Genomic DNA, 21011 nt, shown 5'->3' with positions numbered 1-21011 from the left:
TACCAAAAATAACGATACAAAATTCAGGAAGTTCAGAGGAAAAATTCTCTTTGAGGGTGATTTTTCTTCTGAATTCTCTGGAAATCAGCTCTGTTTTATAATCACATAAAAATGTTACGCTGCACGCTCCAGCAGGACCGCTTCGGTCACGACGCTATCCAGATCCGCCTCTCTGAGGGGTGGTACGCCCTGAGCGCCCAGTTTTTCATGATAGAGATGTGTTGCTTCTTTCGTCGACAGGGCTCCGTCGGTCACGCTGCGCATGGCCTCGATCAGTAAAAGCGGGTCATCCGCATCCACGATCTTGCGGCCGAAAAGCGCCGCGCGCGCCCCACAGCATTGTGCCTGATGGATCAGTTCCAGACAGTCGCGCGTTGTTCCGCTGCTGCCCCCCATGATGCCCACGATCACGGAAGGGTCGAACGCACAGAGTTCGCTCAGGGCGTCCGCGCCATTGAAGGGCACCTTCAGAAAAACGGGGCGTTCTTCACGCCGCAGGCCTGCCAGACAGCGGACGATCATGTCGTTCAGATAAAAGCCGCGGTCGGCCTGTGCGATCCGGCCTTCATTGGGATTGAAGACCTCAAGGAAATACGAAAAGCGGCTTTCTCCGGCTTCTTCCCGAAAGCGGGCGAATTCTTCCAGCGCAAAGCTGTCCTGCTCGGCGTCGCCGTTGAAGGTCATGGAATACAGGCCAAGGCTGGTCTGCGCTTTTTTCAAAGATGCCGAGCGGAAAGGAACGGATTTCTGGGACTGGTAGGAGCCACCCCGCCCGCGCCACAGATCCGTCGTGTCATTGGCCCGGATCGCGGACTGGATCCGGGTTCCGGCAAAACCGTCTTCCGCGATCAGGGTCTCCAGAATGGAGGCCGAAGTCAGCATGATGTCCACGATGTCCTGCTGGAGGATGCCGTGGATCACGTCGACATATTCGCGGCGCGTCCGGAAACGGGAGTGACCCTGTCTGGGGTCGCGACGCAGGCCTGTGGCGCTGACGCCCGCGGCCATGTCGGAATCCTTGGCATCTGCGAGAATGAAATCCGTACGGTCGTCCTGACCGGCCAGCATGCGCGCGATTTTTTCTTCGTAACGGTTCATGGTTCAGGCTCTCAGGGCTGTCTGTGAGGGGGATGTGTCGGGGAGGTCGCCCTTCAGGTTGTGGCGCTCCTGCGCTTCTTTCCAGGCGGCGCGGCACTGCCGGTCCGTTTCCTGCGCGCTCCATCCCAGAGCTGCGCCCACGACACCGCCCACTTCGAGAACGACGTCGGGTGTGAGGAGCCCGCTCAGGGCAATCGGCGTCCGCCGAAAGAGAACATCGGAGAGGGTGCGGACCAGTTCTTCCGAAGCGATGAAGGCCAGTTCGCGCCGTGTGTAGGTCGGGAGCGTCCGCAGTGGCGCGTCGGCTTCCTTCTGGCAGAACACCGCAAAAGCGCGGGCCCGCGATCCGTACCGCTCCAGCAGAATTCCGGCCCTCTGGCGCGGCATGCCATAGGTTACGAAAAACTCGTCCAGATACGCGGAATAGCGCTCCGGCGCCGGATAATCGCGGCCGCCGCCAATCGGGAAAGTCTTCGTGGAGAGGTGCCGTGCGGCGCCCAGAGTTTCGAGCAACCGGTCCGCGACCTCTTCGGCCAGTCCGCGGAATGTCGTCCATTTCCCGCCAACCAAGGACAGGAGGGGCGTGTCTCCAAGCCGGTTTTCATGCACGATGTGATCGCGGCTGATGGCTCCGGGATCGGACGCATCGGTTGCGGGGAGGGGACGGACGCCACTGTAGCGGTAAACCACGTCATCGGGGTTGAAGCTGAAGCCGGGGAACAGGTCCGCGACCATCCGCAGCATGTAATCCTGTTCGTCGTCGGTGCACGTGGCGGTATCGGGATCTTCGATCCGGATATCCGTCGAGCCGACCAGAACGTGACCGTAAAACGGATAGGCCAGACAGATCCGTCCGTCCGGTGTTCCGAAATACATCATGCGTCCTTTGAGTTCGCGCAGAAGCCCGTCATGCCGTAACAGCAGATGCGAGCCTTTCGTGCCGCCGATATAACGCGTCGTCTCGCCGAGGACGGCATTGATGCGGTCGATCCACGCGCCTCCCGCATTCACAAGCGCCCGCGCCCGGACGTTCCGTGTCTCTCCGGTGATGCTGTCCCTGAGGCGCAGAATGCCATCGGCAAAAGAAACCGGAACGGTATAGGTCGCAACCCCGCAGCCGGTCCCGACATTCAGGCCGTCCTGCACACATTCATAACCAAGCCGCTCGGGCTGGGTGATGGCCGCGTCATAATATTGTGCAGTGGCGAGAACGTCCGTCGCCATATGCGGCCATTCTTCCCGCGTTCTGCGATTGAGGAAGAGGCTGTGTCGCGGCATGACACGCGCGCGCCGTCCCAGAAAATCATAGATCTGAAGCCCGGCTTCCAGCACCAGAGCCCCCCGGTCGGTCATTTTGCCGCCCAGACGCAGGAATTTCCGCACGGACGGGACGATGCCTCCGAACCAGGAACGGATTGGCAGAACCGTTGGCAGGGGTTTGACCACGTGCGGCGCATTCCGCAGCAGAAGATTGCGCTCCAGAGTGGACTGCGCGACCAGGCGGAATTCACCCGTTTCGAGATATTTGATTCCGCCATGGATCAGCCGCGAGGGCGCGCAGGAGGCGCCGGAACAGATGTCGCTCCGATCAACGAGCAGGACGCGCAGATCCTGTAGGGCCAGTTCGCGAAACAGGCCGGCTCCGTTGATGCCGGCGCCCATGATGACGACATCGAACTCCGCATTCTCGCAGATATCTTTCAGTCCGCTCATGGCCGTGCTCCCTGTGTCATGGTGCTGGCCATCGCGTAGTTCAGAACCGGTCCGGCCTCCACGAGATCGTTTTCGCGGGAATGTTCTGTTGTGGCAGGTTTCAGGGAGGACGTTCCGCCATCATAAAGATCTGACCAGAACGGCCTCATGGCCTGCGTCAGTGCGACATAGCGGCGATAAATTCCCTCATAGACACGTTCGCGGTCCGGCTGCGGTCTGTAGGTGTGCATCGGCACGTCCTGCGCGGCCACGGCGTCTTCAAGGCTGGCGTACAATCCTACGGAAACGCTCGCCGTCAGGGCCGCGCCCAAAGCTCCGGCTTCGCGGACTTCGGGGATGCGGACAGGCATTCCCAGAATATCCGCGAACATCTGGGCGATGGCAGGCTGTCCGCTTCCGCCTCCCGAAATTCCGATCCTGCGAACGGGCCCGGTCTGTTTGAGGGCATCGACATGTTCACGATGATTGAAGACCGTTCCTTCCACCATTGCCTGAAACAGGTCCGCCCGGTCATGCCAGGACTGCACGCCGAACAGGGATGCGCTGGCGGGGGCGTCATAGGGCGAGCCGAACAGGAACGGGTGATACAGCGGAACCGCAGGACGGGCTCCTGGCTGGGACAGGCGCGCTTCTATTTCCGCAGAAAGGCTCCGGGCCGCGTCCTGATCGCCGGGCATGAGGATTTTCGCCAGCCATTCGAGATTGCTGGAGGATGCCGGAGAAATTGCCATGCAGTTCCATAGTCCGCGACGATATCCCGCCCGACAGGCCCAGCCTTCCCCCACGACAGGTCGGTCGCGGAAAACCTCGTTGATCGAAAAGGTTCCAGCCGTGATCGACAGATCGCCCGCTCTGGTATGGCCCAGACCGACGGCTGCGGCCGTCACATCATGCAATCCGACCGAAACGGGTGTGCCGGCAACAAGCCCCGTCAGGGCTGCGGCTTCCGCCGTAACGACGCCACCCTGCTCACAGGAGAGGCGCATTTCCGGCAGCGCAGCCCGGATGTCCGCAAGGCCCAGAACATCGAGCAGGTCGTCGCTGTAATTCTGCGTGTACAGATCGGTGAAAGACGTGCTGGCCTCGGTCAGATCCGTCGCGATTTCGCCTGTCAAGCAGTAACGGATCCAGTCCTTGGCAAAAATCACGGACCCGATCGCCTGATACCGTTCCGGCTCATTATCCCGGATCCAGGCAAGAAGTGTGTTGGCCGAATAGACGTACGGACGCTGCCCCGCGATCGGGAGAGTCAGATCGGAAATGCCGTCACGCTTCCAGCGTTCGTGAATGGCCGTCGCCCGGCTGTCGAGCGACATGACGCCCCGGCCCAGCGGATTTCTTGAGCGGTCAAGTAGAAAAACGCCATCTCCGTGCGCCGTGACACCGACAGAGGCAATGGCATTTCCGTCCAGCTCCGCATCTCTCAGCGCGTCGCGGATGGATCCGATAACGGCCTGCCACGCTTCGTGCATATCGCGCTCGACATGATGCGGGCGCTCCATGTGCGGTGCGACACGGCGTCGCCCTGTTCCGACGATGGCCCCTGTGGACGAAAACACAACGGCTTTGGTCGTGGTGGAACCGCTATCGATTCCGATGATGAAATCCCGGCGCATTTCTGGCCCTCCAGACGGCTTCAGTGTCAGGGACACGCAAATTCGAAGGACAGCCATATCACCGATTACGAGATATAGAACACATATATCTGTGATATTTTAAGATTTAGTGTGACTTATCACGCAGATGCCCCGATGTCGGGCCAGAAATCTGATCTGCTGCGGATAACCTGCATGGTTGTCATCACATCAGTGGTCAGCCATAAAAACAGGAAATGCTTCTTATTGAGTGGATGCAAAAAGAAGCGCGCGTCATACTGCACGCAATCAGGCACTGACATGTCCATCCATAGCCTGTTTTTCTAACTGTTTGGGACTGATTACATATGAAAATAGCTGACTGGATGGTGGAATCAGGCGTTGCGTTTGGAACGAGCGGCGCGCGTGGGCTTGTGACGTCCATGACGGATGCTGTCTGTTTTGCGTATACCGTCGGCTATCTCAAACATTTACAGACGCTGGGAGAGTTTGCTCCTGGAACATCCGTCGCCATCGCCGGAGACCTTCGGCCGAGTACGCCGCGCATTTTGCGCGCCTGTGCGGCTGCCATTCTCTGGATGGAAGGCCAGCCGGTAAACTGCGGCTTTGTGCCGACGCCTGCTCTGAGCCTCTATGCGTTTGGCAGGGGTATTCCGTCCCTCATGGTGACGGGAAGCCATATTCCGGACGACCGGAACGGCATCAAGTTCAATCGCGCCCGGGGCGAGTTTCTCAAGAGCGACGAAGCTGCCATGCGGCATGAGGACGTCACACTTCCGGAAGGCTGGTTTGATGAGCAGGGCGCCCTGAAAATTGACGTCGCAGTCCCGCCACTGACTGATGTCCTGAGGGAATATGTAGCCAGATATGTCGATTTCTTCGGCCCGACAGCGCTTTCGGGCCTGAAGCTTGGAATTTATCAGCATTCTGCAGTGGGGCGTGACGTTCTGGTGTCCGTCGTCGAAGCCCTTGGGGGTGAAGCCCATCCTCTGGGACGCTCCGACGTGTTCGTTTCGGTCGATACGGAGGCCGTGCGCCCCGAAGATGTCGTCCTTGCGCGGGACTGGGCGCAGACGGGGCAGTTTGATGCGATCCTGACGACAGATGGTGATTCCGATCGCCCTCTTCTGGCGGATCAGAATGGCCGCTGGCTGCGGGGTGATGTGCTGGGTATTCTCGCGGCCCGCAAGCTTGGCGCCGTCTCCGTCACAACGCCCGTCAGCAGCAATACGGCGCTGGAAGCATCCGGCGTTGCGCCCTTCGTTCAAAGAACGCGTATTGGCTCGCCATTCGTCGTGTCAGGCATGACGGATGCTGTGGAAAAGGGAAATGTTCCGTCTGTTGGCTACGAAGCCAATGGGGGCTTTCTGCTTGCCAGCGATATCGAGAATGACGGCCGACGTCTCGTGGCATTACCGACGCGCGATGCCGTCCTGCCCATGCTCTGTGCGCTGGTTTCGGCCAGAAGCGGGCAGAACGGGCTTGCGGAACTTCTTGAAACACTTCCGCCGCGCTTCACCGTGAGCGATCGTCTGAAAGACGTTCCGACAGAGCAGAGCAAGGCCCGTCTGACCATTCTGCGTGAGGACGTTTCGGCTGTGAGCGGGACTCTGGGGTTTGTGGACGCCTGCGGACCTGTTGCAACCGTCGATGAGACGGACGGTATCCGCATGACGTTCGAACGTGGCGATATCATCCACCTGCGGCCATCCGGCAATGCCCCGGAACTGCGGGTGTATGTTGAATCGGCGACGCCCGAACGGGCCGAGGAACTTCTGACACTGGGGCTCGAGGCGGTCCGTCGCTGGATGGCATAGACGACCAGTCTGCGATCAGGCTTGGATCCTCGGTGAGCTTTGCCTGATCAGTGGGGGTTGAAGGCCGGAAGGGCAGGGCCGTAAACGGCAGCGGGGCCGTTCATGATACCGATTTTTCCGCGGACGCCATAAGTCTGGGCCGGGAACTGGATGGCGCTATAGGAACTGTCGCTCTGCACCCAGTAGTCGCTGCTGGCCTGGCCGCCGGACTGGCTGACGAGAATGATCGAGCCGGTTGTGATGTAAAGAGAGCCCGCCGGTTTGCCGACCAGCGCATGCAGTTGGATTGGAGGAGTGTGCGGAGGGGCGATTTCTATATGCCCGTCAAACGTCCACGGACCCGAAATGAATGCGGTTGTTGCATTGTAATCCAGATGCGACGAGAACCAGTCCAGTTCCATGCCGCCTTGATCGTCCACGCCAAGCGTGTTGTTGAAAACGCCGACGTCGATCAGGGCAATGCGCTCTCCAGCATCCACCGGATTGGGAATGGTATAAATCCCTGTGCCATTGTTATGGATCTGGGCATGGGAGAGGCCAAAGCCATAGGAATGGTTTCCGAACGTCAGCCCACGCCGGAAATTTGAAATGGAGATGTTCTCCAGAGTAATTGCGGCCGCACGGATATTGTCGTCGTCTTCATTGTCGAAAACGATCCCGTCCGCCTTGGGCTGGCCGGTCAGGATAAGATGATCAATGCTGTTGGCGGCCGTATCGTAACTTTCAGGCTGCCCTTTACCGTCTGACGAGATGATGATCGCAGGCTTTCCATCGGGAAGACCGGAAGCATCCAGTGTGCCGTTGGTGAGTGTCGTCGTGAGCGGATTGAGGTGCAGGGTTTCCCGAATTTTGTAGACCTTCCCTTTCAGATCGACCCGGCACAGGGTCGGCCATGACGGGCAGGCTGCCAGCATTGCAGCGGGATCGTTCGCATGCGCGGCTGTGGGAAGCGCCAGCGCACTCATGCCGGCAATCGCGAGAACTTTCAGGAGATGACCAGTCATGGAGTGCGTCTTCCCATCTGTGAAAAGCTGTCTGTCAGGACAGAGTTTTTCCCGTGTTGTGTCGGGCGACCTCAGCGGCTTCGCGGCAGAAATAGCCCGAAAGCCGCCCTTGCAGCATCTTGGAATAATAGGCCGCCTTGTTGGATTGCCTGCGCAGAAGGCTCAGACAGACGCCGCCGAAGGGGCGGATAAAGAATGTCAGGACTGTCTTGAGGGTAGCGTGGTTCTTGCGCAGGACATATCCCAGTCCCTTGCCGTAGTCGAAGGCGCGGGCCGTGTTGAGACTGGCTGGCTTGTCCATGTGACGCACCAGCAGCGCACGATCATGATATCCTTGCGCCCCTGCTGCCATCAGGCGTAGGGCAAGGTCAGGGCCTTCGGCTGAACCATAGGGGGCTCCGATCCCCAGATCCTCATCGAACCCATGTATCTTTTCAAACATCTTGCGCGGCATGAAAAAGTTGAATTCGATCAGGCCCGTCCAGACGCTATGCGAGTTCAGGACCTGGCTGCTGGTCAGCCAGCGCCCCATGGCTGTCGGTGCACCGTTCAGATTGAGCACGGCACCGGTAATGAAGCCGGTATCGCCCGTTTTGCGGAAATAGTCGTTCACCCGTTGCAGCGTGTCGGGCTCATAGATGCAGTCATCATCCGGAAACGATATGATATCGCCTACCGCGACGCTCGCACCAAAGTTGCGGGCGTAACGCAGTCCGTTGACCTCGGGGCGCAGATGCTTGAAGGGCCATTTGGCGCTGTATCGCGCGACGAGATCGTCATAGATGTCTGATCCGCTCTGGTCGACAAGAATGACCTCGAAATCCTTGAATGTCTGCTTTTCCAGACCCTCCATGAAGGCCTCGACTTCGGCCAGACGGGCTACAGTCGGAACGACGAGTGAAAAGCGCATCTCAGGAAGCCTTTTTCTTGGAATGGAGTGTGGCAGCCCGTTCGGGCGTAATACGGTTTTTCAACAGATCGCCAAGTCCGATCAGATTTCCGAACAGACGTCCTTTGCGATCTATATAAGGCTCGGGGCTCAGTGATTTCAAAGCGTTGATGACGAGGTGTCGCCCTGCGCTTTTCACAGCGTGAGACCAGGGATAGGTTCCCTTCCGGGCCAGATAGATACAATTGATAATCTGCGAATAACCCAGTCGAAGACCGGATCCTTTGCCCGTCTTGTTCCCCAGATGCACGCCCTGTGCGCCGTGAGCCTTGACGATTCTGCCGTGAGGCAGAAGAGAGCGGGAAAAATCTATGTCTTCATACCAGGCGTAGAGAGGCAGCCTTTCGTCAAAGCGTGCACCGAGGCGTTTTACGGCGGCACAGCGGAACGCCATGTTGCAGCCATAGGTGTTGGGGGCATCCTCGACTTTCGAAACCGATGACGTGCCAGCATTCGTGTTCAGACGGTCCGCCTCTTCAATTGACAGACCAGGTCCTTTGGCGCCATCGGCCAGGACGTTGCCTGTAACGCCCAGAATATTGGGGTTGTCGTGAAAGGCTTCGATAATCCGGGCGATATAGGTGGGGTGAGGGAAGAAATCATCATCGAAGAACAGGACGATATCTTCGTCATCGAGACGGTCGAGAATGACATTCCGCTGGGCAGGAAGGCCCATATGGCCGGTGACGAATTCGACCGAAGCCATTTCCCGGAGCGTCTGGGGAATAGCTGCAATATCCTCCGGTTTGGCGTAGCTGATGATGATCCTGGTCGGTCTGACCGTTTGATGGGTCAGTTGACGCACGAGTTCGGCGAGAATGGCAGGACGGCCACTGGTAGCAATGCCTACGACAACCTGCATGTCTTTTGTTAAAGGCACAGACTCTCCAGTTTTCGTTAATGTCAGCGGCAGATTTCTGTTTTGCTCAGATGAATTTTCTGGATGGGAGACACCTGCCGAGGGCATCCGGGCTGTATCGGGGGTCATGAATTAGTTCGATCCGACGGTTACAATATGGCTGCCACGCTGTTGTGCGAGGGAAATGAGTGCATCGCGGGTTTTTGTGGCATGTGCCATGTCGGGGTAAATGGCACATGCATGATCGTTGTTGCGGATTGTCAGATTATAGCGGCTGTTGACGATCGTTATGAAACGGCTGTTGGCGTTCCATAGCGCCATGTGGCTGAGGTCAGATGTGGGAACCGGGTCGGAAGCAAAAAGACGCTTCGACCCACCATCAGAGACGGTGCACCACAAAACCAGTTTTCTGGAAGGAAGACCTGTAGTCGCGTCCTGTGCGCAGGCAGGCATGACGATGGCTGCGGCAACCATCATCGCTACAAGGCGGGAGGGCGTCAGCATTTGACAAATTCCTCCCGCATGATGTCCATCAACTGCTTTGCAGCGATGGTCCAGCGGTATTTCTGAACCTGTTCATAGCCTGCGCGACGGAGATCACCGGCACGATCCGGATGATCAAGCAGTTCGATGACGCACGCGGTAAGATCGGAAGGGTTTCGGCCGAAGAGAGCAGCCTGACCGCAGATTTCACGCAGTACGGGAATGTCACGGGCAACGACCGGACAGCCGGCTTCCATCGCTTCTACAGGCGGGAGGCCGAAACCTTCATAGATGGACGGAAAAACAAAACAGGCGGCTTCACTGTAGAGCGCGTGCAGTTCCGCATCCGTAACCCTGCCGACATAGGTCGCATGCTGCAGGTCAGGGGCGCCTGCGCTGAAAACCCGTCCGTTCATTCCACCACTGATCACGAGCCTGATCCCGCGTTGAGCGAGTGTTGCTGCCAGATGATCGAGCGCTGCAAAATCCTTGTGGGGCGCCTTGTTGCCGACAGCCAGAACGTATTTCCCGCTTTCCAGACCATGCGTCTTTAAAATCGTCCTGTCTGCCGCAATGCGCGTGGCATGATCCGCGCCTTCAGTGATAACGCTGATGCGTGCAGGGTCGATCTTCAAGTGACGGGCAATGTCGTTTCTGGAGAAGTCCGAAACCGTCACGATGCGTGTTTTGCCCAAGGCCAGCAGGCGATGCAAAACCTTGTAATACGCACGAAACTGGCGTGAGTACGACTGTGGCGTGGAGAAGACGCCAGCATCATGAATGACAACCAGCTGCCGGCTATGCCGCGATGACAGGTGAAGAGGAGCGGTATTGCCCAGATTGACGAGCAACCCTGACGCTGCCGCTTTGGGGAGATCAATCTGTTCCCAGATCTGTCCCTGAAAGCGGCCACAGGACCGCGCAGTAAAACCCAGGTCGATAGAAACTGCCGGGTCTGTCCGGGGTGTCAGGAGTTCGGGGCGTGGCAGATCCGCGGGCCAGATTTCCGAAAGTGCACGCGTAATTTCCGTTGCAAAACGCTGCACGCCACTGAGCGACTGGACGGAAAAGCGTCCGTTAAGGAAAATTTTGCTCATTGGAGAAACAGCCATTACGAGGAAGATACGAGTTTGCGGTAGTGGGAGTAATCACCCATACGAAGGCTTTCTTCCGGGCGCAGATTTTCGATATCAACGAATGTCAGGACCGCCCCCAGACAGTTTGCGTGGTGTGTCCGCAAAATTCTCTGTGTCTCGATAACAGCACTTGCAGAGGTATGGTGCCATTTTACGGCGATGATGACGCCTTCAGCAAAAGACGCAAGAACGCCTGCTTCGGGAAAGCTCAGAATGGGAGGTGTGTCGATAATGATCTGATCGTATTCGTCACGGTGCTTCGCCAGAAACTCTCCGAGAGCTCCAAAATTCAGGACGCCGGGTTCTCCTGTCTGGCTGGCGACGAAAATATCCAGTCCTGGAAGCGCGTCGTGAACGAAGCCGTCTTCATGCGCCTTGAGGTCCAGAGCCAGCAAAACGCTGGGTCGGTGAGCATCGCAGTCGATCAGGAGCGCGCGTTTGCCGAGCGCTCCGATGCTGGCCGCCAGTGAAATGGCGAGCGTGGTTTTGCCCTCGTTGTTTTCCGCGGAGGTGATGACCGTGATTTTTGTACGGATCGAGGGGTTACCGAAGGTCAGGATGGCCCGCATGGAATTGAGCATCCGACCATACAGAGAGTCGCCGGATGTCAGCTGTTCCCGCAGAGAGCCCCGGAAACGCGGGAGTGCGCCAAGCCCGAACAGCCGTGTCTGCTGCTCCAGCTCGGCCAGAGTCCGCAGACTGCTGCGGGACCGGTCGCGCAGCAGGGCCGCGCCTGCGCCCAGACCCAGCGAAATCAGAAAGAGAAGCACGCCGTACTGTTTCTTGGGCGGCCCGGCCGGACCCAGAGGCTGGTTCGCCGGTGTGATGAGGCGGGCTTCGGCCTGCTGTATGGTGGTTTCGGCTGAGACCTGTCCAAGACGCGAGAGGTAGTCCCGGTACAGGGTCTGTGCTGCAGTTGCTTCCCCAACGAGCTGCCGTAGCCGGATGTCGGCGTGTTCTTCTTCCGTGACATTCATCTGCAGGGCGTTGGTACGCTCCTTCAGGGCATTGACGCGCTGCTGGGCGGCATCCGCTTCGTAACGCAGATTCTGCAGCAGCTTCTGGCTTTCCGTTGCAATCTGGGCATCAATGCGCGCAGCCTGCGCGCGGGCTGCGACCAGCTCCGGATTTTGCTCGAGCGCCGTGGAAGCAAGCGTCGAAATGCGGGCGTTGATCTGGGTCTGCTGAAGTCTGAGGCTCTGGATGAGCGGAGAGGCTGTGATTGCGGTAATGGTTCCAACGTTGCCGCTGGACGCAGCCTCATTGTAAATGGCCTGCTTGCTTGCCAGATCGGCTTCTGCCTCGCCGAGCTCATGATTCATTTGTGTCAGGTGAAGGTCATTGGGCGTTGCGGGCAACGCAATACGGGCCGTCCGCCCGGAATCGCCGCCCGAATCATCGCCCAGCAGATAGAGATTATGCTCCTGCCTGTAACGCGAGAGTTCCTGTTCGGCCTGGATTGACCTCTGCCGCAGAGGAGCAATCTGCTCTTCCAGAAGAACGCTTGCATTTCGTGCGGCCTGAATCTTGGCCTGCTGCTCAAAATCCAGATAGGCTTTGACGTAACCATTGGCGATGGCAGGTGCCAGATCAGGACCTGCGGAACGTGCAGTAATTCCAATGATTGCGGAGCGCCCATCATTGCTGATGTGGACTTTTCCCATAAGCAGATTGGAAACGAGCTCGTTACGCTGCTGCTGCGTGAGGGGAGGACCGTCCTTTTGAAGACCGAACTTCTTTTTAAGTTGTGACACAAAGGATGGGCTCAGAGCCTTTATGTATTCAGGACTGTCCGCGAGGTGCAGTCGCTGCGTCACCATCAGGGCAATCGTAGGGCTTTTGAGAATATCAATCTGGGTATTGAGCGCGACCAGATCCAGAGCACGGTCAGCGTAAGGGCTGAGTTCCGAGGGAGAAATCATGCCCCGTGCACCGATCGCAATTTCGGCGTTGGATTCGTAGTAGGGTTTGAGCGTCGTAATGGCGGCCGCTCCAAGAAGGAACGTGCCGCCTGTAACAGCACACATCAGAAGCCGGTGCTGGCGCAGAATGGAGAAAATCCGACCGAAACCGGCAAATTCCTGCTCTGGGGCAGGACCAATGTCCATTGGGGAGAACTGCTGTGGGGGCATTGCACCGGAAATCTGGCTCATGAGTGATGTGTCCTGCTCACCGTGCGCCGCGTCTCAGGAAAACGGCGGGAAGGGTTTTCGCAAGAATTGCGATATCGTGCCACAAAGTCCAGTTGCGCACGTACCACCGATCAAGCTGGACACGTTCTGCATAGCCGGTGTCACTTCTGCCGCTGACCTGCCATAGCCCGGTAATTCCGGGGCGGATGGCCTGATAGTAATCGAAATTTTCACCGTAATGCCGGACTTCCGCCTGGACGATCGGACGGGGCCCGACCAAGCTCATGTCGCCCCGCAGAACGTTGATGAGCTGCGGCAGTTCATCAAGGCTCGTTTTGCGGATGAAGTGGCCGACACGGGTAATTCTGGGGTCGTTGCGGAGTTTCTGGGTCTCCTGCCATTCGGCCGCTGCCAGGGGATCGGTTTCCAGAAGACGTTTCAGCAGTTCATCGGAGTTTTTCGCCATGGAACGGAATTTCAGGCACTTGAACTCACGTCCGTTCTGACCAATGCGCCGATGACCATAGATCGGCTGACCACCGTCAAGGGCAATCATAATATACAGGATGACATAGACTGGCAGGACAAGAAGGAGCAGGAGCAGGGCTGCCAGGAAATCAAAGGTGAATTTAAGCCTGCGCTGGAGTGGATTTTCCAGATTGCTTTTATAGGACAGAATGATGGTGTCGTGGCTGAAATAGGAGGACTGCGTCAGGCCGTGCGTGGGCATTCCTGAGATTTGCGGGATCAGCGCGAAAGGAACACGACGACGCGTCAGCCATTCGATGATGTCGCGTGAGCATGTATCGGTCGGGTCGAGGCAAAGCAGGAACTGGAATCTCGAAGATGCGGTCGCGTTTTCAGTGACCAGAAGAGATCCGATTGCTGCCTCGGGGCTGATGGAGCCTATGATTTCGTAGCTGGAGAGTGTTTCACTGGCCAGGACGTGACGCACCTGAGCAGTTTCCGCCGGGTTTCCGATCAGGATTGTAGGAATTTGCCACAGCCGGAGCGCATGGAGGATGTGTCGCCCACACTGCCTCATGAATTCGCCAAGGAAAGGAAAGATGATCCAGGGCAGAAGCAGCGCGGAGCGCGGACCGGAAATCTGAAACGCAAAGGCCCAGAAACCCGTAGCCAGCAAGGCGCAGAAAGCGGCTGTGATCAGGCGGCCGAATTCACTCCAGAACGGAAACCGGATGCGGTACTCGCCGCTGGCGAACATGTAAAGAAGAACGCCGAGGCAGATGGGCATGAGAGAACCCATCGTGTGCGTTGCGTTGGTGCCGGCATCCAGAAACAGGGGGAAACCAGAGGACATGTTGTGCAGAACCGAGGCGACCCAGCTGCCAAGCAGCACGGAGACACACAGAGCAATCACGTCACTCACAAAAAAGACGGAAAAAATTCTGGACGAGCGATCCGACGTCAGCCGGGAACGAACGCCATTGGGCGCAGTTAGCGCTCCGCCGTTCGGGAGGGCTTCGAGAGCGTCTTGCGGAAAAGAAGAAGGAAATAGGCTCATCGGCTCTCTGCATTCCAAAAACGCTACCGGATGCGATAGCAGCGGTGTTCCCAATTGGTCTCCGGACGAACGGGGTACGAAAATAACGATCTTGCGGTAATTAAGGCTTTTTATAGACACAAAACCGCATGTGCGTCTACAATATTAACGGTTAATAAATCGTCATAGCGTATAGGGCCTTCCTCGGTCGCTATTGGTGCAATGGAAGCGTTTCTGGATGGATCTTTTTCTGCTAGAAGAGGTCTTATGTTCGTGTGTCGTGAAAAAACTCGTCTGCGCCTTCTTTTCGCGCTTGAAATAGGGATTGCGTCGCCGCTTTCCCTGTTTCTGGGTGGTGTAGCGCATGCGCAGGTCGTGACACAGAATCTTTCTGCCCTGGGAAGCGCCGAAGATGGGCTCTCTGTTGATGCGTTCCAGTCCGATACGGACCATCGTTATGGCGCACAGGGTCTCAGATATGGACCTTGGGCGATTAATGGGGGAGCGTCCGAAGGGTGGGGTTATACCAACAACGCCGACCAGATGATGGGCGGAGTTCCAAGTGCGGCCAGTATTACCAATGCCAACCTTGAAGGATTACTGACCCAAAATCGGAGACTCCTGAATATAGGGGCTACGGTTAGCCAGCAGTATTATCCTGAACGGGAACTGCAAAACCAGACAAACTGGACCGCATTTCTGCGTGGGTATGAGAAGATTGGCCGTCATCGCGTCTCATATCGTTTCAGCCATGAGAAAATGACGCAGATGCCCTCTGACCTGGGGGCATTTGCCGTCAATCAGCCCATTCCATACTTTATGGAAGATCTGAGTCTGGATGACACGATTGAGACCCATGGCAGGCTTTCGGTCATCCCGAATTTTGATCTGAAGCGTTTCCTTTTCACGGATCTTGGAGGCGATAATATCTACCTGAAGCAGTCCTATCGCAACCGGCTGCTGTTCTCCGAAGGTCTTGGGCTGCGTTACAGTCTCGCAGAGGGGAGCGACCTGCTGATGATCACGCAGGGTGTTGAGATCCGGTATTCCAATAACCGGTTTCATCTTCCTTCGCGGGATTCCAACGGCTTTTCGGCCCTGGTGGGCTATGATTATGAAATGCCGGGCCCTTTCAGTATCCGTGTATTGGGGGGGTATCAGAATCGCTCCTATAATGTTGCCGCTTACAAAACCATTGATACGTTTTATGCAGAGCTTCGTGGCACATGGACCCCCACGCGCATGACACGGGTTTCCCTGACCGTATCGCGCGGAATTGCGGATAGTGCGTTTGAGAGCGTCATTGGTTTTATTTATACAACTGCCGCCCTTGATATCCGTCAGGTCTACTCCCGGAATATCGTGTTGCATGCCGGATTTCAGATTCAGCAGGGCGGGGCAGGGCAAACCCCTGCAATTTTCCAGAATACTCCGCTGGATCAGACAATGACATCACAGTTGAACGCCAATTTCAGTGTTGGGGTGAACTGGGCATTGAACCAGCATTTGTCTCTTGAGGCGTCTAATGTCTATCGAAATGCGAATGCTTCGGGAAGCAGCCGATACAGCATCGATATGGCTATGATAAGCGTGAAATATCAATTATGATAAAGTTCTCATCATGACAGAAATCTCCCGGATGCCGCTGTTGCAGAACCTGCGGAAATATATCCTTTTCCCCATATCGGGTCTTGCGCTTGCAGCCTGTAGTCCAGGTGGCGGACTTTCGCCGGTTCCTGTCTACGATCCAGTGCAGTACCGTCTCGGGACCGATGACGAGGTGCGCCTGATAACCTATGGGCAGGATCAGTTGACCTCTGATTTCCGAATCGACAGTGCAGGGAACATTGACATCCCGTTACTTGGGAGTGTCCATGCGTCCGGCCTGACGACAGAGCAGCTTGGTCAGCAGGTTACGGAAGATCTGCGGAAAAAAGCCATTCTCCGGGATGCGAAGATCGCGGTTCAGGTTACGGCTTACCGTTTGATTTCGATAATTGGTGAAGTCGAACATCCGGGACAGTATGCCTATCAGCCGGGTATGACGATGCTTTCAGCGGTTGCTGCGGCCGGTGGGTTCACATACAGGTCTTGGGAGAGATACGCGTACACCATCCGCCAAGAGGGTGGATATACGGTCGCTGGGCTGCTTTATCCCCAGAATTTCGTCAAGCCGGGGGATGTCATCAAGGTGTATGAACGGCATTTCTGATGCCGCAGGCCTGATTCTTTTACTGGGCTGTTAGTCTTCAGTGGCAACAGCTCAGGAAAAGAGCCAGTAACCGCCAGCGATCCAGATGAATGTTCCCAGAAACGCCGCAAGTCCAATTCCGCTGCCAGCGATGGGCGATGTATCTTCCACCGACGCGGGTTTCGTTGAATGAGTGCAGGCACCTGTCATTGACTGGCGTTCGATGGCAGCAGAATGAGAAAAAAGAGACATGGAATCCACCCGAGTTGCGATCGTACATGAATGGCTTGAAAACTGGGCCGGCTCCGAGCTTGTCATCGAGCAATTAATTAAGTGTTACCCGGATGCAAAAATCTTCGCCGTGGTGGATTTTTTGTCTCCAAAAGACCGTGCGCGGCTCGGTGGCCGTGAAATCCAGACGTCATTCATTCAGAAACTGCCCTTCGCACGCAGACTTTTCAGGCATTATCTTGGTTTGATGCCGCTTGCCGTGGAGCAGTGGGATCTCAGTGGATTCGATATCGTCATCTCCAGTCATCATGCGGTGGCAAAGGGCGTCATTACGGGCCCCGATCAGTTGCACGTGTCCTATGTACATTCCCCGATGCGCTATGCGTGGGATTTCCAGAACACCTATCTGCGCCAGAGCGGGCTGCATCGCGGCTTGCGTGGGCTCTACATTCGCTGGCTTTTCCATCGTCTGAGGAACTGGGACGTCCGGGCTGCGGCTGGAGTGGACGCGTTCATCGCCAATTCCAACTACATTGCCCGCCGGATCCGCAAAACATGGCGGCGGGAGGCAGCGGTTATTGCACCCCCCGTCAATCTGGAGCGCTTTTCCGTGACGCAGGCGAAGAAGGACCATTACGTCGTGGTTTCGCGACTGGTGCCCTATAAACGGATTGATCTGGTGGTCGAAGCATTCCGGAAAATGCCCGACAGAAAGCTGATTGTCATTGGGGGTGGAACGGATCTGGACCTTGTTCGGGAAAAAGCCGGAGGGGCTCCGAATATTGCGATCAAGGGGCATGTCTCTGATGCCGAACTCCAGTCCACGCTCGGTGCGGCCAGAGCTTTTGTCTATGCGGGTGAGGAGGATTTCGGCATCTCGCTGGTTGAGGCCCAGGCCGCGGGAACGCCGCTCATCGCTTATGGGCGCGGAGGGGCGTGTGATATTGTTCAGCCAGGGGTGACGGGTCTTCTTTTTGACACTCAGAGTGCGGAAAGCATTATTGCGGCTGTGCAGGAATTCGAGGAGCATGAAAAGGATATGACGCCCGAGCTGTGCCATCAGAACGCGCTGCGCTTTTCGGAAGACCTGTTCCGTTCGCGCTTTACGTCTTTTGTCGCGCAGCAATGGCGGGAATTCATGCCATCCCGGTCGAACGACAGGGTCTGACATGCCTCTGACCGCGATGGGGCTGATTTTCTGGCCCCTCAGCTTCCTTTTCTTTTTCAGGAAGGATCCGCAGCGCCTGCTGGAGCTGACCCTCATAGGGGGCGTTCTTCAGGCGGCGGCGGTTCTGGTAATGGGGGGGCTTGGTCTACAGCCGGCCATGGCTCCCGGTATGTTGTTTATTGCGTTCATGGGCCTTCAGCTGATGCTGGGGGTCAAGTTTCCGGCGGCTGGACGGGTTCTCAAATTTTGTACGCCGCTGCTGATCGCGTTTTCCTGGGCGCTGGTCGGCTCTATTATCCTGCCCCGCCTGTTTGAAGGGGTTGTGCTGGTCTGGCCGCAGAAGCTTGACGACGTGGCAACCCGGGTTCCGCTTGCGCCAACGCGCGGAAACATGACCCAGGATTGCTATCTCGTTCTCGACCTCGTCATGTTTATCATGACCATTTTTTTCCTGACCCGGCGCGAAGCTGATCCGCGGCGGCTTTACAATGCCTATCTGGTGGGCGCGGCTCTGGCATGTGTGGTCGGTTTCTGGGAGATGGCGCACCGTCTGGTTGGGAGCATTCCATTTCCCAAAGAGCTTTTGTATTCCAATCCTGGATGGGCCGTTCTGGACACGCAGATGAGCGGCCCGGTGCCACGCATCAATGCAACCTTTACCGAGCCTTCGGCCTGCGCGACTTTTCTGATCGGGACGCTGTATTCAACGGTGTGGTGCGCCCTTCGGGGATATGGAAACTGGGCGACGCGGGTAATGATTTTCCTGTGTACCCTGTGTCTGCTGATGACGACCTCGACAACCGGCTATGTCGCCATGATAATCGGGCTGGCATTGCTGATTGTTTACGCCATCTTAAGTCGTGAGAGGCGATTGTTCCGACGTCTGATGATGTTCATCGCGGGCGGGGTACTGTGCATGGGCGTGACAACGCTGGCTTTGGCGGCTTTTGCTCCTGACGTCATCAAGGCGGCGGCGGAGGTTATGCTGGAGACGCAGGACAAGAAACAGTCGGCGTCTTACGAAGAACGTACCCAGAAAGACGCTGACTCGTATCAGCTTGCGTTTGACACTTATGGTCTTGGGACCGGGTGGGGAAGTGACCGTTCTTCAAGTCTTCTTCCGGGCTTTCTGGCGACAATAGGCGTCGTGGGCGTTCTGATGCTCGTGGTCTGGAACGGAAGCCTGTTTCTGAAGATATATCGCACGATCAAGGGGGCGGCGGGGGAACGCTCACTCGATGCCTGGATGATCGAAGCGACATTCACTGCATTGCTCGGGCGAACGGTAGCAACCCTCATTTCAGGACCTGTTCTGGGGACGATGGATTTTTATGTGCTGCTGGCCATGCTGGTGTCGGCATTGATCCGTCTCCAGACCCGAGCGGGAAAACAGGTGCGTGCCTGACGGCCTCATGAGTCTCATCGGGTTTTTCAGCGACTTCGGAGACGAAAACATCCTCTGGCCTGTGATGGCTTTGAGCGGCGTTCTGCTGATCGTGCAGGCACGACGAAAGATGTTACTTCAATGGCTGGCGCTTGTGGTTCTGGTGTTTGGCGGAATGTTATTGCTTAAACTGCGGTTTGAGGCATGCGGCCGGATTCCGGGCCAGAGTCTTTACAGTCCGAGCGGTCATACGGCAGGGACGACATTCGTGTATGGCAGCATGGCTGTGCTGTTTGGCCGGCTGCCGATCGCGGGCTTTATGGCGGCTCTGGGGATTGGGCTGTTTGCCGGCGCTGCACGTGTCTGGCTGCATGTACATTCCGTTGCCGAGGTGTGTGTGGGAGGTGCGTGGGGACTGCTGGGGGTTCTGCTTCTAACGCTTGCACGATATCGGGAAATGCAGACGTTCTCAAAAAAGTATCAGCCCGACTGGTCGGTTGCATTGATGCTTGTGGCGGCTCTGATTGTGGCATTGTCACTGCACGGTTTACGTTCTCCGGCAGAAGCATGGCTCGAATATTTTTCGCACCGCTTTGTTGCGCCATTCAGGCACTGTCCTGTAACACTTTCTGCAACCTGATCCTGTTATTATTGAAATCTGGAAAAGTATCATGAGTAAACTCGGCTTTCCGTTATTTCTCCGGCCCGAGGCAAGACTGCAAGGCGCAAAAAAACTTCTGGAGAACGGAAAGGTCAGGCAGGGGCTCAGGCAACTCCATACTTTGGGGACGTCAGGAAACGCAGAGGGCCAGTTCGCTCTGGGAGAGCTTTATCTGGCGGATAAAGACGTTCCCATCAATCCCGGAGAAGCCCTGCGCTGGTTTCAGAAGTCTGCAGAACAGGGTTATGCACCAGCGTGTCAGAGACTGGCCCAGTTGTGTTACATGGGACTGGGGCCAGCCTCGGAAAACCGTACGACGGTCTTTGATAGCATGCCTGAACAGGGAGAGCCGGACTATGACGGCGCACTGTACTGGGCGCAAAAGTCCGTTGATGGCGGAGATGCCGACGGTATGGCGATGATGGCTCATCTTCTGATGCAGGGGCCGGACAATCTGCGTGATCCTGAAAGAGGGCGGGAGCTTTATCGCAGGGCAGCCGAGGCTGGCAGCGTGCAGGGGCTGTATGGGTATGGGCTCGATCTTCTCGGAGCCGCGAAAAACCCTACGGAACGCGAACGGGGGCTATCCTATATCCGCAAGGCCGCGCAGGGTGGCCTCGCGGATGCCGAGCTGACCCTTGGGACTGTTCTGGAGTATGAAGGCGGAAAGGATGTGCAGGCTTTCGGGCATTTCATGAAAGCTGCTGAAGACGGTCGTCCTGCCGCGCAGATGAAGGTTGGGATTGCCTATTATCAGGGGCGTGGCGTGGAGCGCGATGTTTCCAAAGCCGAGACATGGTTGCGCAAGGCCGCGCAGGGTGGGGAGGTTGAAGCGACTGCATTGGTCGGGGATATCAACCTTCAGGGCGACGGGACTACGCCCAATTTTCTTGAAGCCCATTCTTGGTATCGTAGGGCTGCACAATCCGGACATACAGGGGCTGCGGTAACGCTCGCCCAGTTGGTCTATAATGGAATGGGATGTGCCGCTGATCCGGCGGAAGCAAAGAAGCTTCTGGAATTTGCGGCATCGGGTGGGAATGCTGCGGCGAAAAAACTGCTGCAAAGTCTCACGTAGGAAAAACC

General features: G+C 56.9%; 19 protein-coding genes. 7 read left to right on the top strand and 12 right to left on the bottom strand.

Going from position 1 to position 21011, the window contains the following annotated elements; genetic code table 11:
• Nucleotides 1-114: 114 nt before the first annotated feature.
• The 4 genes from A0U94_RS09965 to A0U94_RS15925 form a co-directional block, all read right to left on the bottom strand.
• Nucleotides 115-1098, bottom strand: a complete 984-nt coding sequence (locus A0U94_RS09965; protein WP_077803263.1) for a beta/alpha barrel domain-containing protein — start codon at nt 1096-1098, stop codon at nt 115-117.
• A gap of 3 nt (nt 1099-1101) precedes the next feature.
• Nucleotides 1102-2811 (bottom strand): glycerol-3-phosphate dehydrogenase/oxidase, encoded by a 1710-nt coding sequence (locus A0U94_RS09960; protein WP_077803262.1) that lies wholly within the window; start codon nt 2809-2811, stop codon nt 1102-1104.
• Entirely contained in the window at nt 2808-4427 is a 1620-nt protein-coding gene (locus A0U94_RS09955; protein ID WP_077803261.1) for an FGGY-family carbohydrate kinase, read from the bottom strand. Before A0U94_RS09955 ends, A0U94_RS09960 begins: the two co-directional genes overlap by 4 nt.
• A 119-nt stretch (nt 4428-4546) precedes the next feature.
• On the bottom strand, nt 4547-4708 hold the full coding sequence (locus tag A0U94_RS15925; RefSeq protein ID WP_167369375.1) for a hypothetical protein: 162 nt from the start codon (nt 4706-4708) through the stop codon (nt 4547-4549).
• Between the two features lie 63 nt (nt 4709-4771).
• Between A0U94_RS15925 and A0U94_RS09950 the strand changes: the two genes are divergently transcribed.
• Nucleotides 4772-6223 carry a phosphomannomutase gene (locus A0U94_RS09950; RefSeq protein WP_208611703.1) on the top strand — a complete coding sequence of 484 codons (1452 nt, stop codon included), beginning with the start codon at nt 4772-4774 and terminating at the stop codon, nt 6221-6223.
• Nucleotides 6224-6270: 47 nt separating this feature from the next.
• Here A0U94_RS09950 and A0U94_RS09945 read toward each other — a convergent pair whose 3' ends face one another.
• From A0U94_RS09945 to wbaP, 7 genes are all read right to left on the bottom strand, one after another.
• Complete coding sequence (locus A0U94_RS09945; RefSeq protein ID WP_077803259.1) at nt 6271-7227, bottom strand: hypothetical protein; 957 nt, start codon at nt 7225-7227, stop codon at nt 6271-6273.
• Between the two features lie 34 nt (nt 7228-7261).
• Complete coding sequence (locus A0U94_RS09940; protein ID WP_077803258.1) at nt 7262-8137, bottom strand: glycosyltransferase family 2 protein; 876 nt, start codon at nt 8135-8137, stop codon at nt 7262-7264.
• Nucleotide 8138: 1 nt separating this feature from the next.
• The gene (locus A0U94_RS09935; protein ID WP_231865380.1) at nt 8139-9056 is read right to left on the bottom strand and encodes a glycosyltransferase family 2 protein; all 918 of its coding nucleotides are present in this window, start codon (nt 9054-9056) and stop codon (nt 8139-8141) included.
• A 111-nt stretch (nt 9057-9167) separates the two neighbouring features.
• Nucleotides 9168-9539 (bottom strand): hypothetical protein, encoded by a 372-nt coding sequence (locus A0U94_RS09930; protein WP_062031000.1) that lies wholly within the window; start codon nt 9537-9539, stop codon nt 9168-9170.
• Nucleotides 9533-10615, bottom strand: coding sequence for a glycosyltransferase family 4 protein (locus A0U94_RS09925; RefSeq protein WP_077803257.1), 1083 nt, complete (start codon nt 10613-10615; stop codon nt 9533-9535). Before A0U94_RS09925 ends, A0U94_RS09930 begins: the two co-directional genes overlap by 7 nt.
• A gap of 14 nt (nt 10616-10629) precedes the next feature.
• A complete protein-coding gene (locus tag A0U94_RS09920) occupies nt 10630-12807 on the bottom strand; it encodes a GumC family protein (RefSeq protein ID WP_077803256.1) in 2178 nt (725 codons plus the stop codon).
• Nucleotides 12808-12823: 16 nt separating this feature from the next.
• The gene (wbaP, locus tag A0U94_RS09915; RefSeq protein ID WP_077803255.1) at nt 12824-14311 is read right to left on the bottom strand and encodes an undecaprenyl-phosphate galactose phosphotransferase WbaP; all 1488 of its coding nucleotides are present in this window, start codon (nt 14309-14311) and stop codon (nt 12824-12826) included.
• Nucleotides 14312-14512: 201 nt separating this feature from the next.
• On the opposite strand from wbaP, the gene A0U94_RS09910 reads away from it, so the two are divergent.
• Together A0U94_RS09910 and A0U94_RS09905 are read left to right on the top strand one after the other, a co-directional pair.
• Entirely contained in the window at nt 14513-15898 is a 1386-nt protein-coding gene (locus A0U94_RS09910; protein WP_077803254.1) for an outer membrane beta-barrel protein, read from the top strand.
• 13 nt (nt 15899-15911) lie between these two features.
• On the top strand, nt 15912-16502 hold the full coding sequence (locus A0U94_RS09905) for a polysaccharide biosynthesis/export family protein (RefSeq protein ID WP_231865381.1): 591 nt from the start codon (nt 15912-15914) through the stop codon (nt 16500-16502).
• A 51-nt stretch (nt 16503-16553) separates the two neighbouring features.
• Here the strand turns inward: A0U94_RS09905 and A0U94_RS09900 are convergent, their stop codons facing one another.
• The gene (locus tag A0U94_RS09900) at nt 16554-16733 is read right to left on the bottom strand and encodes a hypothetical protein (protein ID WP_062031013.1); all 180 of its coding nucleotides are present in this window, start codon (nt 16731-16733) and stop codon (nt 16554-16556) included.
• Here A0U94_RS09900 and A0U94_RS09895 point away from each other — a divergent pair.
• The 4 genes from A0U94_RS09895 to A0U94_RS09880 are packed head-to-tail and all read left to right on the top strand — an operon-like array spanning nt 16732 to nt 21003.
• Nucleotides 16732-17880 (top strand): glycosyltransferase, encoded by a 1149-nt coding sequence (locus A0U94_RS09895; protein WP_077803253.1) that lies wholly within the window; start codon nt 16732-16734, stop codon nt 17878-17880. The two genes, A0U94_RS09900 and A0U94_RS09895, sit on opposite strands and share 2 nt — an antisense overlap.
• A gap of 1 nt (nt 17881) precedes the next feature.
• On the top strand, nt 17882-19285 hold the full coding sequence (locus A0U94_RS09890) for an O-antigen ligase family protein (protein ID WP_077803252.1): 1404 nt from the start codon (nt 17882-17884) through the stop codon (nt 19283-19285).
• Complete coding sequence (locus tag A0U94_RS09885; RefSeq protein WP_077803251.1) at nt 19278-19904, top strand: phosphatase PAP2 family protein; 627 nt, start codon at nt 19278-19280, stop codon at nt 19902-19904. Before A0U94_RS09890 ends, A0U94_RS09885 begins: the two co-directional genes overlap by 8 nt.
• Before the next feature lie 31 nt (nt 19905-19935).
• A complete protein-coding gene (locus A0U94_RS09880) occupies nt 19936-21003 on the top strand; it encodes a tetratricopeptide repeat protein (RefSeq protein ID WP_077803250.1) in 1068 nt (355 codons plus the stop codon).
• Nucleotides 21004-21011: the final 8 nt, after the last annotated feature.

It is taken from the genome of Gluconobacter albidus, assembly GCF_002005485.1.
Lineage (GTDB): Bacteria > Pseudomonadota > Alphaproteobacteria > Acetobacterales > Acetobacteraceae > Gluconobacter > Gluconobacter albidus.
The sequence above is the reverse complement of the archived record's forward strand: the minus strand, read 5'-3'. Positions and strand labels throughout refer to the sequence as shown.

Excerpts from the sequence above, each read along its gene's own strand:
- A0U94_RS09965 (WP_077803263.1), bottom strand. The coding sequence starts at position 1,098 with ATGAACCGTTACGAAGAAAAAATCGCGCGCATGCTGGCCGGTCAGGAC.
- A0U94_RS09960 (WP_077803262.1), bottom strand. The coding sequence starts at position 2,811 with ATGAGCGGACTGAAAGATATCTGCGAGAATGCGGAGTTCGATGTCGTC.
- A0U94_RS09955 (WP_077803261.1), bottom strand. The coding sequence starts at position 4,427 with ATGCGCCGGGATTTCATCATCGGAATCGATAGCGGTTCCACCACGACC.
- A0U94_RS15925 (WP_167369375.1), bottom strand. The coding sequence starts at position 4,708 with ATGTCAGTGCCTGATTGCGTGCAGTATGACGCGCGCTTCTTTTTGCAT.
- A0U94_RS09950 (WP_208611703.1), top strand. The coding sequence starts at position 4,772 with ATGGTGGAATCAGGCGTTGCGTTTGGAACGAGCGGCGCGCGTGGGCTT.
- A0U94_RS09945 (WP_077803259.1), bottom strand. The coding sequence starts at position 7,227 with ATGACTGGTCATCTCCTGAAAGTTCTCGCGATTGCCGGCATGAGTGCG.
- A0U94_RS09940 (WP_077803258.1), bottom strand. The coding sequence starts at position 8,137 with ATGCGCTTTTCACTCGTCGTTCCGACTGTAGCCCGTCTGGCCGAAGTC.
- A0U94_RS09930 (WP_062031000.1), bottom strand. The coding sequence starts at position 9,539 with ATGCTGACGCCCTCCCGCCTTGTAGCGATGATGGTTGCCGCAGCCATC.
- A0U94_RS09925 (WP_077803257.1), bottom strand. The coding sequence starts at position 10,615 with ATGAGCAAAATTTTCCTTAACGGACGCTTTTCCGTCCAGTCGCTCAGT.
- A0U94_RS09920 (WP_077803256.1), bottom strand. The coding sequence starts at position 12,807 with ATGAGCCAGATTTCCGGTGCAATGCCCCCACAGCAGTTCTCCCCAATG.
- wbaP (WP_077803255.1), bottom strand. The coding sequence starts at position 14,311 with ATGAGCCTATTTCCTTCTTCTTTTCCGCAAGACGCTCTCGAAGCCCTC.
- A0U94_RS09910 (WP_077803254.1), top strand. The coding sequence starts at position 14,513 with ATGGAAGCGTTTCTGGATGGATCTTTTTCTGCTAGAAGAGGTCTTATG.
- A0U94_RS09905 (WP_231865381.1), top strand. The coding sequence starts at position 15,912 with ATGACAGAAATCTCCCGGATGCCGCTGTTGCAGAACCTGCGGAAATAT.
- A0U94_RS09895 (WP_077803253.1), top strand. The coding sequence starts at position 16,732 with ATGGAATCCACCCGAGTTGCGATCGTACATGAATGGCTTGAAAACTGG.
- A0U94_RS09900 (WP_062031013.1), bottom strand. The coding sequence starts at position 16,733 with ATGTCTCTTTTTTCTCATTCTGCTGCCATCGAACGCCAGTCAATGACA.
- A0U94_RS09890 (WP_077803252.1), top strand. The coding sequence starts at position 17,882 with ATGCCTCTGACCGCGATGGGGCTGATTTTCTGGCCCCTCAGCTTCCTT.
- A0U94_RS09880 (WP_077803250.1), top strand. The coding sequence starts at position 19,936 with ATGAGTAAACTCGGCTTTCCGTTATTTCTCCGGCCCGAGGCAAGACTG.